This is a genomic window from Pseudomonas muyukensis (assembly GCF_019139535.1).
GTDB classification, from domain to species: domain Bacteria; phylum Pseudomonadota; class Gammaproteobacteria; order Pseudomonadales; family Pseudomonadaceae; genus Aquipseudomonas; species Aquipseudomonas muyukensis.
This window is the reverse complement of the sequence record NZ_CP077073.1, coordinates 4,972,583-4,986,664: the sequence shown is the minus strand read 5'-3', so window position 1 is coordinate 4,986,664 and position 14,082 is coordinate 4,972,583. Positions and strand designations below refer to the sequence as shown.

Sequence of the window (14,082 nt, the reverse complement as noted above, 5' to 3'; positions counted from 1 at the left end):
CCAGGCCGCCGCGCGCTCAGAGCACGCCGTCGGCGCGCAAGCGGGCGATGGTGGCGGCGTCGTAACCTAGGTCGGTGAGCAGCGCGTTGGTGTGTTCACCCAGGGTCGGGCCGATCCATTCGGCAGAGCCCGGGGTGTCGGACAGCTTGGGCACGATACCGGGCATCTTGAACGGCTTGCCGTCTGGCAGGCGGGCCTGGAGGAACATCTCGCGGGCGAGGAATTGCGGGTCGCCCAGCATGTCTTCGGCGCTGTAGATACGGCTGGCCGGCACCTGGGCGTCGTTGAGCGTCTGCATGACTTCGTTCAGCGGCAGGCTGTTGGCCCAGCGGTCGATCACGCCGTAGAGCTCGTCGCGGCGGGCATCGCGGCCGTCGTTGCTAGCCAGCGCGGCATCGTTGGCCAGGTCGTCACGGCCGATAGCCTGCATGAAGCGCTTGAAGATCGCGTCGCCGTTGGCGCCGATCTGCACGTGGCGACCATCGCACGTGGTGTGGATGGACGAAGGCGTGATGCCGGGCATGATGTTGCCGGTGCGCTCGCGAATGAAGCCGAACACGTCGAACTCCGGGACCATGCTTTCCATCATGGCGAAGATCGCCTCGTACAGCGCCACGTCCACCACCTGGCCCTGGCCGCCGTTGACCTCGCGATGACGCAGGGCCATCAGCGCGCCGATCACGCCCCACAGCGCGGCGATCGAGTCGCCGATGGAAATGCCTGTGCGCACCGGTGGGCGGTCCTCGAAGCCGGTGATGTAGCGCAGCCCGCCCATGGACTCGCCAACCGCGCCAAAGCCCGGCTGGTCTTTCATCGGCCCGGTCTGGCCGAAGCCCGACAGGCGCACCATGACCAGGCGCGGGTTGAGCGCATGCAGCACGTCCCAGCCCAGGCCGAGTTTCTCCAGCACGCCGGGGCGGAAGTTCTCGATCAGGATGTCGGCCTCGGCGAGCAGGCGCTTGAGCACTTCGCGACCTTCTGGGTGCTTGAGGTTGAGGGTCAGCGACTGCTTGTTGCGCGCCTGGACGAACCACCACAGCGAGGTGCCTTCATACAACTTGCGCCATTTGCGCAGCGGGTCGCCGCCGTCAGGCGACTCGACCTTGATCACCTCGGCGCCGAATTCGGCGCAGATGCGCGAGGCGAACGGGCCGGCGATCAGGGTGCCGAGTTCAATGACTTTCAGGCCGGCGAGTGGCTTGCTGGGCGTGGGCATGGGGCATCCGTGGCGGCTGGGCGTGCGCAGGTTGTATCACAGCTCGGCAACGGCAGGTATACCGGCGTCGTCCGAACCGGCGCTATCGGTTAGACTGTGCGACTTTCCCCCGCAAGAAGCCCAGCGCCCATGGCCCAGCCGTCCACCACCTACAAGTTCGAACTGAATCTGACCGACCTCGACCGCAACGTGTACGAGAACGTCAAGCAGACCATCGCCCGTCACCCTTCGGAAACCGAAGAGCGCATGGCCGTGCGCCTGCTGGCCTATGCCCTGTGGTACAACGAAAACCTGGCGTTCGGCCGGGGCTTGTCGGATGTCGATGAAGCGGCAGTATGGGAAAAGAGCCTGGACGATCGCATCCTGCACTGGATCGAAGTCGGCCAGCCCGACGCCGATCGCCTGACCTGGTGTTCGCGCCGCACCGAACGCACCAGCCTGCTGGCCTATGGCAGCCTGCGGGTCTGGGAAACCAAGGTGCTCGGCGCGGTCAAGGGCCTGAAGAACCTCAACGTCGCCGCCGTGCCGCAAGAGGTGCTGGAGACCCTGGCCACTGATATGCCGCGTGCTATCAAGTGGGACGTGATGATCAGCGAAGGCACGGTGTTCGTCACCGACGACCGTGGCCAGCACGAAGTGCAACTGCAGTGGCTGCTCGGCGAGCGCGGCTGACCTGATTCACCCCTGATCGACGAAGGCCCCATGCATATCGAACCCCGCCCCCTGCCATCGCCCCTGCCGTTGCTGGGCAACCTGCCACCGTTGCTGACCCGCTTGTACGCCGCCCGTGGTGTGCAGTCGGCGGTCGAACTGGACAAGAGCCTGGCGCGGCTGCTGCCGTACCAGCAGCTCAAGGGCATCGAGGCGGCGGTGGACCTGCTGGTCGAGGCCTTGGACCTGCGCCAGCGCATCCTCATCGTAGGCGACTTCGACGCCGACGGCGCCACGGCCAGCACCGTGGGCATGCTTGGCCTGCGTCTGCTGGGCGCGGCCCATGTCGACTACCTGGTGCCCAACCGTTTCGAGTACGGCTATGGCTTGACCCCGGAGATCGTCGAGGTTGCCTTGCAGCGCCAGCCGCAGCTGTTGATCACCGTGGACAACGGTATTTCCAGTGTCGAGGGCGTGGCGGCGGCCAAGGCGGCGGGGCTCAAGGTGCTGGTCACCGACCACCACTTGCCGGGCGAGCAGTTGCCGGACGCGGACGCCATCGTCAATCCGAACCAGCCGGGCTGCGGCTTCCCGAGCAAGTCCCTGGCTGGAGTCGGGGTGATTTTCTATGTGCTGATGGCATTGCGGGCTCGCTTGCGCAGCCTGGGCCGCTACGAAACGCAGGCGCAGCCGAACATCGGCGAGTTGCTCGACCTGGTGGCCCTGGGCAGTGTCGCCGACGTGGTGCCGCTGGATGCCAACAACCGGATCCTTGTGCATCAGGGCCTGGAGCGTATCCGCGCCGGCCGTGCGCGGCCGGGGCTCAAGGCCATTCTCGAAGTGGCCCGGCGTGATCACCGGCGTATCACTTCCACCGACCTGGGCTTCATCCTCGGCCCTCGGCTCAATGCGGCCGGGCGGTTGGACGACATGAGCCTGGGTATCGAGTGCCTGTTGTGCGATGACGCGGCGCTGGCGCTGGACATGGCCCAGCAGCTCGATGGCCTGAACCAGGACCGCAAGTCCATCGAGCAGGGCATGCAGCGCGAGGCGCTGGCCCAGCTCAAGGACTTGCCGGTGGAGTCCATGCCTTACGGCCTGTGCCTGTTCGATGCGGATTGGCACCAGGGGGTGATTGGCATTCTGGCCTCACGCCTGAAGGAGCGTTACCACCGCCCGACCATTGCTTTCGCCGATGCAGGGGAGGGCATGCTCAAGGGGTCGGCGCGGTCGGTGGCGGGGCTGCATATTCGTGATGCGCTGGATGCGGTGGCGGCGCGGCACCCGGCGTTGATCAGCAAGTTTGGCGGGCACGCCATGGCGGCGGGTTTGTCGCTGCCGGCCGAGCATTTCCCGGCGTTTGCCGAGGCCTTCGATGAGGAGGTTCGGCGCCAGCTGCGCGAAGAGGACCTGACTGGGCGGTTGCTGTCGGATGGCACGTTGGCGGTGGAGGAGTTCCACCTGGACCTGGCGCGGGCCCTGCGCAATGCCGGGCCTTGGGGGCAGCACTTTCCCGAGCCGTTGTTCCATGGGGTGTTCCAGCTGGTCGAGCAGCGGGTCGTGGGAGAGCGGCACTTGAAGGTGGTGCTCAAGAGCGAGTGCGGGTCGGTGCGGCTGGATGGGATTGCCTTCGGGATCGACCGGGAGGTGTGGCCGAACCCTACCGTGCGTTGGGTGGAGTTGGCTTACAAGCTGGATGTGAATGAGTTTCGTGGGAATGAGAGTGTGCAGTTGATGATTGCGCATATGGAGGCGCGGTAGACCGCGTACCTTTTGTTTGTTGGTTTGTTGGTTTGTTGGTTTGTTGGTTTGTTGGTTTGTTGGTTTGTTGGTTTGTTTGTGTTTTGAAGGCTGTATGCGCATTCATTTATGATGTCGACGCATAGTCACCTTTGCGCCCTTACGGCGGGTAACTTTTTGAAGGATCAAAAAGTCACCAAAAAATCCTCGCTCCATTCATCCGGCCCCTACGCTTCGCTCCGGGGTTCCCTCACTCCGGCCTTGCTCCCGGGAGGGCCGCGCTGCAGGGCCCATCCTGGGCCCCAGCGCTTGACGGGCATCCATGCCCGTCACCTCCCTACGCAAGGCCTGCGTTCGGCCTCCTGAAGTCGCGAAGTTAGGAGCGGCGCCTGCACTGGCGCAGCTAGTCGCTAGTTGAATCACTGGGAACTCTGGAACGCATTGCGGGGCCCGCTCCCACTCCAAACCGATAAAGTGGCCAAGCGTGGGAGTGGGCTTGCCCCACGATGGCGTCGGAACAAACAACACATTCCCAACTAACAAACCAAAAATATCTGCTCTTGATCTGCTCTTGATCTGCTCTTGATCTGCTCTTGATCTGCTCTTGATCTGCTGTTGATTTTGCTTCTAAGCGCGCGATAGTTCAGGCGCCGCCAATTGCGACTTCAGGAGGCCGAGCGGAGTTCTTGCGTAGTGGGGCGACGGCCATGGATGGCCGTCGAGCGCTGGGGCCCAGGATGGGCCCTACAGCGCGGTACCCACGGGAGCAAGAGCGGAGCGAGGGAACCCCGGAGCGCAGCGTAGGGGCCGGATGAATGGAGCCAGCGGTTTTTGCCTACTTTTGCCCGCGTGCAAAAGTAGGTCGCCGTAAGGGCGAAAAGGTGACTATACGTCGACATCATCTACGAATGCGCATAAAGAATACAAAACCCACACTATAAAACCCGAACCCGAACCCAAACCCCATGGTCTAGTCTGAAACTACCGGATCCGAGCCCACCCCTCTGAGAAAAACGAGCACCCGGACCGGAAAAACCATTGGAGTCCCTGGGAGGTGCCCTCATGAGCCTGCTGCTTGAGCCCTACACCCTGCGTCAATTGACCCTGCCCAACCGCATCGCCGTATCCCCAATGTGTCAGTACTCCGCCGTGGACGGCCTGGCCAACGACTGGCACCTGGTCCACCTGGGCAGCCGCGCCGTTGGCGGCGCTGGCCTGGTGATCAGCGAGGCCGTGGCGGTCACCGCCGACGGGCGCATCACTGCCGAAGACCTCGGCTTGTGGCATGACGAGCAGATCAAACCCCTGCAACGCATCACCCGCTTCATCACCGCCCAAGGCGCCGTCCCCGGCATCCAGCTGGCCCATGCCGGACGCAAGGCCAGCACCCATCGCCCCTGGCTCGGCCAGCACGGCAGCGTCAAGCCCGAACACGGCGGCTGGCAACCGGTGGGGCCGTCGAAGATCGCCTTCGACCCCGAACACACGCCACCGCGGGAACTGAGCCAAGACGAGATCCAGGGCGTCATCAACGCGTTCGTGTCAGCCACCGAACGCGCTTTGAAAGCAGGCTTCAAGGTGGTGGAAATCCATGCGGCCCATGGCTACCTGCTGCATCAGTTCCTCTCGCCACTGAGCAACCAGCGCCGCGACCACTATGGCAGTTGTTTCGAGAACCGCATCCGCCTGACCCTGCAGGTCACCGAGGCGGTACGCAAGGCATGGCCCGAGGCGTTGCCGTTGTTCGTGCGGGTGTCGGCCACCGACTGGGTGGAGGACGGCTGGAACCCCGACGAAACCGTCGAGCTGGCGCGCCGCCTGCGCGGCCTGGGCGTCGACCTGATCGACGTTTCCTCCGGCGGCACCTCGGTCAACGCCGAGATCCCCACCGGTCCCGGCTATCAGACCCGCTTTGCCGAGCGGGTACGCAAGGAGTCGGAAATCGCCACCGGCACTGTCGGCATGATTACCGAGCCCGCCCAGGCCGAGCACATCCTGCGCACCGGCCAGGCCGATGTGATCTTCCTTGCCCGCGAGCTACTACGCGACCCGTACTGGCCGCTGCACGCCGATGATGACCTCGGCGGCAACAAGGCCACCTGGCCGGCCCAGTACCAGCGGGCCACCAGCCGAGCCAACCCGATCCACGAGTCGGACCTGCGCGACTGATGCCGCGGCAGGCCGGCTGATTGAAGGCGTAGGAGCAACATCCAGATGCAAATGCGTTAAGCGAGGATTCAGCGAGTAGGCCTACCCTGACGCCTTCACCCTCAGGAGGTATGCCAGATGAACACTCGCGGTCTGCTCGATCAATTGCTCAGATCCGGTCAGTCGCTGTTGCAGGAGCATCAAGGCAAGCGCGCCAGTGACAAGGGCACGGCAGGCCTGGGCAGCCTGCTTTCCGGTGCCGGCGGTGGCGCCCTGGCGGCCGGGGCCATGGGCCTGCTGCTGGGCAGCAAGCAAGCGCGCAAGTACGGCGGCAAGGCCCTCACCTATGGCGGCCTGGCCGCGCTCGGTGTGCTGGCCTACAAGGCCTACGGCAACTGGCAGGCACGCCAGGGCGAGGGTAATCGCGAGCCGCAGACCCTCGACCGCCTGCCGCCGGCCCAGGCCGAGCAGCATAGCCAGGCGGTATTGCGGGCACTGGTGGCGGCGGCCAAGTCCGATGGCCATATCGATGAACGCGAACGGGCGTTGATCGAAGGCGAGTTCACCCGCCTGGACAGCGATCGCGAGTTGCAGCACTGGCTGCATGCCGAGCTGAACAAGCCACTGGACCCGGCCGAGGTGGCCCGCGCCGCGCAGACCCCGGAGATGGCCGCCGAGATGTACCTGGCCAGCGTGATGATGGTCGACCAGGAAAACTTCATGGAGCGCGCCTACCTCGATGAGTTGGCCCGTCAGTTGCGCCTCGACCCGGTTTTGCGTCAGGAGCTGGAGAACCAGGTCCGGCTTGCCGCGGGTCAATGAACCGGCTTTTGGCCATTCCAGCAGGCAGGGACGCCTGAATCCCGCAGCATTCAGCCGCGATTGCACAAGAAGCCTGGGCTATACTTCGGCGATTTTTCCCGCTCGTATCGAATTCCTGAGGGCTGAATGTGAAGAACTGGACCTTGCGCCAACGGATCCTGGCAAGTTTCGCCGTGATCATCGCCATCATGCTGCTGATGATCGTGGCCGCGTATTCGCGGTTGGTGGCGATCGAGTCCAGCGAGGAGGCGGTCGGCTCCGACAGCATTCCTGGCCTCTACTACAGCTCGATGATCCGTAGCGCCTGGGTCGACAGCTATGTCACCAGCCAGCAGTTGGTGGGCCTGTCCAACCACCGCGAATTCACCACTGCCGACCAGCAGTTGTTCGACAGCTTCGACGATCGACTCAAGAAGCACATGGCCAGTTACCAGGCGACCATTCGCGAGGCCAGTGACCAGGCTGCCTTCGACGAATTCACCCGCTTGGAAGAAGCCTACGTCAAGCTCGTCGACCAAGTGCTGGCCACCTACCAGCAGAAGAACTATGCCGAGGCCCAGCGCCTGATCGCCGAGGTGCTTACCCCGGCCTGGAAGGAAGGGCGCCAGCACCTGAACGAGGTGATCGAGCGCAACCGCGAGTCCGCCGATGCCGCCACCAACCAAATCGTCGGTGCCGTGACCACGGCCAAAGGCAGCATGATCGTCTCGCTGCTGCTGGCGATCGTCGCGGCCGGTGTGTGTGGCCTGCTGCTGATGCGCGCGATCACCGCGCCCATGCTGCGTATCGTGCATGCCCTGGACCGCCTGCGTTCGGGCGACCTGAGCATGCGCCTGAGCCTGGACCGCAAGGATGAGTTCGGCGCCATCGAGGGCGGTTTCAACGAGATGGCCGAGTCGCTGGCCAACCTGGTGTCCCAGGCCCAGCGTTCGTCGGTGCAGGTGACCACTTCGGTCACCGAGATCGCCGCCACCTCCAAGCAGCAACAGGCCACCGCCACCGAAACCGCCGCCACCACCACCGAGATCGGCGCCACTTCGCGGGAAATCGCCGCGACCTCCCGCGACCTGGTGCGTACCATGACCGAGGTCACCAGCGCCGCCGACCAGGCCTCGAGCCTGGCCGGTTCCGGCCAGCAGGGCCTGGCGCGCATGGAGGAGACCATGCACCAGGTAATGGGCGCCGCCGACCTGGTCAACGCCAAGCTGGCGATCCTCAACGAGAAGGCCAGCAACATCACCCAGATGGTGGTCACCATCGTCAAGGTGGCCGACCAGACCAACCTGCTGTCGCTCAATGCCGCCATCGAGGCGGAGAAAGCCGGCGAGTATGGCCGTGGTTTCGCCGTGGTCGCCACCGAGGTGCGTCGCCTGGCCGACCAGACCGCCGTGGCCACCTACGACATCGAGCAGATGGTGCGCGAGATCCAGTCGGCGGTGTCGGCCGGGGTGATGGGCATGGACAAGTTCTCCGAGGAAGTGCGCCGCGGCATGTTCGAGGTGCAGCAGGTGGGTGAACAACTGAGCCAGATCATTCACCAGGTCCAGGCCTTGGCGCCGCGGGTGCTGATGGTCAACGAAGGTATGCAGGCCCAGGCCACCGGTGCCGAGCAGATCAACCAGGCACTGGCCCAGCTCAGCGACGCCAGCACCCAGACCGTCGAATCGCTGCGTCAGGCAAGCTTTGCCATCGATGAGCTGAGCCAGGTGGCGGCGGGCCTGCGCGGCGGTGTATCGCGGTTCAAAGTCTGACGGCGATGAACGACTTGCCTGCCCGCGCGCCCCAAGCCTCGGCTGACCATGGTGTGCTGTACCTGCAATTTCGCATCGCCGACCAGCGCTTTGCCCTGGATGCGCGCGAGGTGATCGAGGTACTGCCGCGCCGTGCCCTGAAACCCATCGCCCAGGCCCCGGCCTGGGTGGCCGGCGTGCTCGCCCATCGTGGCGCGTTGATACCGGTGATCGACCTCTCGGCGCTGAGCTTCGCCGTGCCAGCGGCGGCGCGCAGCAGCACGCGGCTGGTCCTGGTGCACTATCGCCAGGGCTTGCAGCTGGGGCTGATCCTTGAACAGGCCACCGATACCCTGCGCTGCGACCCCGAGGCGTTCCAGCCCTATGGCCTGGACAACGGCGAGGCCCGTTACCTGGGGCCGGTGCGCCAGGATGCGCGGGGGCTGCTGCAGCGCATCCGGGTGGACGACCTGCTCAGCGACCAAGTGCAGGCGTTGTTGTACCCGGCCGAGCCTGGGCAGGTGCCCACATGAACGAACAACGTTTTTTCCGGTTCTTGCAGGAGCGCATCGGCCTGGATGTGGAGTCGGTTGGCGCGCCCATGATCGAGCGTGCCTTGCGTCAGCGCTGCACGCTGCTGCAGGCCGCCGACCTGGATGACTACTGGCTGCGCCTGCAGCAGTCTGCCGAAGAGCAGCAGGCGCTGATCGAGGCGGTCATCGTCCCGGAGACCTGGTTCTTCCGTTATCCCGAATCCTTCACCGCCCTGGCCGGGCTGGCCCACAAGCGCGTGGCCGAATTGGCCGGCGCGCGGCCGCTGCGTATCCTCAGCCTGCCGTGCTCGACCGGCGAGGAGCCCTACTCGATCGCCATGGCGCTGCTCGATGCCGGGATCAATCCGGGTGCGTTTCGCATCGACGGCATCGACATCAGCCCCAGCTCGGTGGCCAAGGGCGAGCAGGGCGTGTATGGGCGCAATTCCTTCCGCGGCACTGACCTGGCGTTTCGCGAGCGCTACTTCAGCGAAGCCGGCGAGGCCCATCGCCTTGCCGAGCGGGTGCGCCAGCAGGTCAGCCTGCAGGTGGGCAATGTGCTCGACCCACTGCTCAAGGGGCGCGAGGGCCTGTATGACTTTGTGTTCTGCCGCAACCTGCTGATCTATTTCGATGTACCGACCCAGCAGCGGGTGTTCGAGGTGCTCAAGCACCTGACCCACGGCCAGGGCGTGCTGTTCATCGGGCCAGCCGAAGGCAGCCTGCTGGCGCGCCTGGGCATGCGCCCGCTGGGCATTGCCCAGTCGTTCGCCTATGTACGCCAGGACAACCCGCCTGCGCCTGCGCCGGTCAGCAAGCCACTGCCCGTTGCGCGCCAACCTGCGCCGGCGAACCCGTCGCCGCGGCTCGTGGCGCTGCCGCCACGGCTGCCGCCGCCCCGCCCCACGGTGGCGGCGAAACCCGCCGCGGCCGAAGGCGAGGCGCAGTTGCTGGCGGCTATCGCTCGCCATGCCAATGCCGGGGACAGTGCGCAGGCCCGCGAAGGCTGCGAGCGCTACCTGCGCCACTTTGCGCCCAAGGCGCAGATCTTCTACTGGCTGGGGTTGCTCAGCGACACCCAGGGCGAAGTCGCCCAGGCCATCACCCATTACCGCAAGGCCCTGTACCTCGAACCCCAGCACCCGGAAGCGCTGGTGCACCTGGCCGCGCTGCTGGCCTCGCAAGGGGACGAGGTGGGCGCCCGGCGCCTGCAGGAACGTGCGGCGCGGGCTGGCAGGGAGTCTGAACGATGAGTTACGACATGCAACTGATTGCCCACGATGACCAGGCAATCGACGATTGCTGGAATCGCATTGGCGTACATGGCGACAAGCAATGCCCATTGCTCGAGCGGCATGTGCATTGCCGCAACTGCGAAGTCTATGCCGATGCTGCAACGCGCTTGCTGGACCGCTATGCGCTGCTGCAGGAGGATGAGATCGCGGTGCCAGCGACGGTGCAGGCCGTCGTCGGTCGCTCGCTGCTGTTGTTTCGCCTGGGGGAGGAGTGGTTGGCCCTGGCCACCGCCTGCCTGAGCGAAATTTCCCCCCTGCAACCGGTGCACTCCCTGCCGCACCAGCGCTCACGGGTATTGCAGGGGGTGGCCAATGTGCGCGGGGCCTTGGTGCCTTGCCTGTCGCTGGGCGATCTGCTCGGCTTGCCGGGCGAAGCGGGTGCGCAGCGCGATGGCCGGGCCATGCCGCGGATGCTGATCCTGGCGGTGGAGGGCGGGCCGGTGGTGGTGGCGGTGGATGAGATCGACGGCATCCACCGCCTCGACCTCGCCGGCCAGGACAATGGCCGCGACGCCGCGCATTTCACCACGGCTGTGTTGCAGTGGCGTGGGCGCAGCGTGCGCGTGCTGGATGAACAACAGCTGCTGTCAGCCGTGAAGCGGAGCCTGTCATGACCCCGGAGCAAATGCGCGACGCCTCGCTGCTCGAGCTGTTCAGCCTGGAGGCCGAGGCACAGACCCAGGTGCTCAGCGCGGGCCTGATGGCGCTGGAGCGCAACCCGGCCCAGCCCGACCAGCTCGAAGCCTGCATGCGCGCGGCGCATTCCCTCAAGGGTGCGGCCCGTATCGTCGGCATCGATGCCGGGGTGAGCGTTGCCCACGTGATGGAGGACTGCCTGGTGGCGGCCCAGGAGGGGCGTCTGCTGCTGCGTGCCGAGCACATCGATGTCCTGCTGCAGGGCACCGATCTATTGATGCGCATTGCCACGCCGGGCGACCCGGCTGGCGAGGCGATGGTCCCGGCGTTTCTGGCACAGATGGCGGCGGTGCTCGACCCGGCGGCGCCGGTGCTGATGGCGCCGCTGCCGCAGCCTGTCGCGCCGCTGCCGGCCGAGCCCATCGCCACCCCCACGGTGCCCAGCGAGCCGGAGCCTGAACCGGAAACTGGCGCCGCACGCAAAGTGGGCAAGCGGGGTGGCGAGGGTGGCGAGCGGGTGCTGCGGGTGACCGCCGATCGCCTCAACAGCTTGCTCGACCTGTCGAGCAAGTCGCTGGTCGAGACCCAGCGCTTGAAACCCTACCTGGCGACCTTGCAGCGCCTCAAGCGCATGCACGGGCAGGGCATGCGTGCCCTGGACGGCCTCAAGACCCAGCTGGAGGACAGCGGCCAGGGCCCGGAAGTGCTCGAGGCCCTGGCCCAGACCCAGCAACTGTTGGCTGAGACCCAGCAGATCCTGCTGCAGCAGGCCGCCGACCTGGACGAATTCGGTTGGCAGGCCAGCCAGCGCGCGCAGTTGCTGTACGACACTGCATTGGCGTGCCGCATGCGCCCGTTCGCCGACGTGCTGGCCGGGCAGAGCCGCATGGTCCGCGACCTCGGCCGTTCCCTGGACAAGCCGGTGCGGCTGGTGGTGGAGGGCGAGAAGACCCAGGTCGACCGCGATGTGCTGGAGAAACTCGAAGCACCGCTGACCCACCTGTTGCGCAATGCCGTCGACCACGGCATCGAGCTGCCCGAGCGCCGGCTGCTGGCGGGCAAGCCCAGCGAGGGCACGGTACGCCTGCGCGCCTCGCACCAGGCCGGCCTGCTGATCCTGGAACTGGCCGACGATGGCGCCGGCATCGACCTTGAGCGCTTGCGCCAGAGCATCGTCGAGCGGGCGCTGTCGCCGGCCGAGACCGTGGCGCAGATGAGCGAGGCCGAGCTGCTGACGTTCCTGTTCCTGCCGGGCTTCAGCCTGCGCGACACGGTGACCGAGGTGTCCGGCCGTGGCGTTGGCCTGGATGCCGTGCAGCACATGGTGCGCGAGCTGCGCGGTTCGATCGAGCTGACCCAGGTCGCGGGGCAGGGCTGCTGCTTCCACCTCGAAGTGCCCTTGACCCTGTCGGTGGTGCGCAGCCTGGTGGTGGAGGTCGGTGGCGAGGCCTATGCCTTCCCGCTCGCGCATATCGAGCGCACCGTCGAGGTCCCGGCCGAGGCCATCGTGCAGATCGAAGGGCGTCAGCACTTCTGGCACGACGAGCGACATATCGGCTTGGTGGCCGCCAGCCAGTTGCTCAACCGGCCAACCACCCAGGGCGATGAGCAGAGCCTGCGGGTGGTGGTGATTCGTGAGCGCGACCAGCTCTATGGGGTGGCGGTGGAGCGCCTGATCGGTGAACGGGTGCTGGTGGTGATGCCGCTCGACCCGCGCCTGGGCAAAATCCAGGACATTTCCTCCGGGGCCTTGCTCGATGATGGCTCGGTGGTGCTGATCATCGATGTCGAGGACCTGCTACGCTCTGTCGACAAGCTGCTCAGCACCGGCCGCCTGGAGCGTATCGAGCGTGGTAGCCGCAGTGGCAAGGGCGTTGCGCGCAAGCGCATCCTGGTGGTCGACGACTCGCTCACGGTGCGCGAACTGCAACGCAAGCTGCTGGGCAACCGTGGCTACGACGTAGCCGTGGCGGTGGATGGCATGGACGGTTGGAACGCGCTGCGCAGCGACGATTTCGACCTGCTGATCACCGATATCGACATGCCGCGCATGGACGGCATCGAACTGGTCACCCTGGTCCGCCGCGACCAGCGCCTGCAGTCGTTGCCGGTGATGGTGGTGTCTTACAAGGACCGCGAGGAAGACCGCCGCCGTGGCCTGGATGCCGGCGCCGACTATTATCTGGCCAAGGCCAGCTTCCACGATGATGCGTTGCTGGACGCGGTGGTGGAACTGATCGGAGGTGCTCAGGGATGAAGATCGCCATCGTCAACGACATGCCCATGGCCGTGGAGGCCTTGCGTCGGGCGTTGGCCTTCGAACCGGCCCATGAGGTGCTGTGGGTCGCCGGCAATGGCGCCGAGGCGGTTCAGCGCTGCGCCGAGCAGACGCCGGATTTGATCCTCATGGACCTGATCATGCCGGTGATGGATGGCGTCGAGGCCACCCGGCGGATCATGGCCGAGACCCCGTGCGCCATCGTCATCGTTACGGTAGACCGCAAGCAGAACGTGCACCGGGTGTTCGAGGCCATGGGCCACGGCGCCTTGGACGTGGTCGACACCCCGGCGCTGGGTGCTGGCGATGCCCGCGAAGCCGCGGCCCCGCTGCTGCGCAAGATCCTCAATATCGGTTGGCTGATCGGCCAGCAGCGGCCCAGCGCGCCGCGGGCGGTCGCCGCCCCCCTGCGCGACGTCTCGCAGCGCCGGGCGCTGGTGGCCATTGGCTCCTCCGCGGGTGGGCCGGCGGCGCTGGAGGTGTTGCTCAAGGGGTTGCCGCGCAATTTCCCGGCGGCCATCGTGCTGGTCCAGCATGTCGATCAGGTGTTTGCCGCCGGCATGGCCGAATGGCTCAGCTCGGCATCCGGCCTGCCGGTGCGCCTGGCCCGCCAAGGCGAGCCGCCGCAACCGGGGCAGGTGCTGCTGGCGGGCACCAACCACCACATCCGCCTGCTGAAAAACGGCGAACTGGCCTACACTGCCGAACCTGTCAACGAAATCTACCGGCCCTCGATCGATGTGTTCTTCGAGAGTGTGGCGCGCTACTGGTCGGGCGAGGCGGTGGGCGTGCTGCTCACCGGCATGGGCCGCGATGGCGCCCAGGGCCTGAAGCTGATGCGCGAGCAGGGTTTCCTGACCATCGCCCAGGACCAGCAGAGCAGCGCGGTGTACGGCATGCCCAAGGCCGCTGCGGCGATCCACGCGGCGGTGGAGATCCGCCCCTTGGAGCGAATTGCCGGGCGGCTGATGGAAATCTTTTCGAAATGACGATATGTATTGAGTCACGCCGCCGCTGCGGTAGTGATCGGGTG

Annotated in this window: 11 protein-coding genes; 10 read left to right on the top strand and 1 reads right to left on the bottom strand. The window is 65.9% G+C overall.

Going from position 1 to position 14,082, the window contains the following annotated elements; all coding sequences use genetic code 11:
* Window positions 1-16: 16 nt before the first annotated feature.
* Entirely contained in the window at window positions 17-1,216 is a 1,200-nt protein-coding gene (locus KSS95_RS22115) for a CaiB/BaiF CoA transferase family protein (RefSeq protein ID WP_217849633.1), read from the bottom strand.
* Between the two features lie 129 nt (window positions 1,217-1,345).
* On the opposite strand from KSS95_RS22115, the gene KSS95_RS22110 reads away from it, so the two are divergent.
* From KSS95_RS22110 to KSS95_RS22065, 10 genes are all read left to right on the top strand, one after another.
* The gene (locus KSS95_RS22110) at window positions 1,346-1,888 is read left to right on the top strand and encodes a YaeQ family protein (RefSeq protein ID WP_217849631.1); all 543 of its coding nucleotides are present in this window, start codon (window positions 1,346-1,348) and stop codon (window positions 1,886-1,888) included.
* Window positions 1,889-1,918: 30 nt separating this feature from the next.
* A complete protein-coding gene (gene recJ, locus KSS95_RS22105; RefSeq protein ID WP_217849629.1) occupies window positions 1,919-3,628 on the top strand; it encodes a single-stranded-DNA-specific exonuclease RecJ in 1,710 nt (569 codons plus the stop codon).
* Between the two features lie 1,041 nt (window positions 3,629-4,669).
* Window positions 4,670-5,776, top strand: coding sequence for an NADH:flavin oxidoreductase/NADH oxidase (locus KSS95_RS22100; RefSeq protein ID WP_217849627.1), 1,107 nt, complete (start codon window positions 4,670-4,672; stop codon window positions 5,774-5,776).
* 117 nt (window positions 5,777-5,893) lie between these two features.
* Entirely contained in the window at window positions 5,894-6,577 is a 684-nt protein-coding gene (locus KSS95_RS22095; RefSeq protein ID WP_217849625.1) for a tellurite resistance TerB family protein, read from the top strand.
* Between the two features lie 128 nt (window positions 6,578-6,705).
* Complete coding sequence (locus tag KSS95_RS22090) at window positions 6,706-8,328, top strand: methyl-accepting chemotaxis protein (protein WP_217849623.1); 1,623 nt, start codon at window positions 6,706-6,708, stop codon at window positions 8,326-8,328.
* 5 nt (window positions 8,329-8,333) lie between these two features.
* Window positions 8,334-8,840 carry a chemotaxis protein CheW gene (locus tag KSS95_RS22085; protein WP_217849621.1) on the top strand — a complete coding sequence of 169 codons (507 nt, stop codon included), beginning with the start codon at window positions 8,334-8,336 and terminating at the stop codon, window positions 8,838-8,840.
* The gene (locus KSS95_RS22080) at window positions 8,837-10,093 is read left to right on the top strand and encodes a CheR family methyltransferase (RefSeq protein ID WP_217849619.1); all 1,257 of its coding nucleotides are present in this window, start codon (window positions 8,837-8,839) and stop codon (window positions 10,091-10,093) included. Before KSS95_RS22085 ends, KSS95_RS22080 begins: the two co-directional genes overlap by 4 nt.
* 8 nt (window positions 10,094-10,101) lie before the next feature.
* On the top strand, window positions 10,102-10,749 hold the full coding sequence (locus tag KSS95_RS22075) for a chemotaxis protein CheW (protein ID WP_437179627.1): 648 nt from the start codon (window positions 10,102-10,104) through the stop codon (window positions 10,747-10,749).
* Window positions 10,746-13,028, top strand: coding sequence for a hybrid sensor histidine kinase/response regulator (locus tag KSS95_RS22070; RefSeq protein WP_217849615.1), 2,283 nt, complete (start codon window positions 10,746-10,748; stop codon window positions 13,026-13,028). Before KSS95_RS22075 ends, KSS95_RS22070 begins: the two co-directional genes overlap by 4 nt.
* Entirely contained in the window at window positions 13,025-14,038 is a 1,014-nt protein-coding gene (locus KSS95_RS22065) for a chemotaxis response regulator protein-glutamate methylesterase (protein WP_217849613.1), read from the top strand. The genes KSS95_RS22070 and KSS95_RS22065 overlap by 4 nt, the downstream gene beginning before the upstream one ends.
* The last annotated feature ends 44 nt before the right edge of the window (window positions 14,039-14,082 follow it).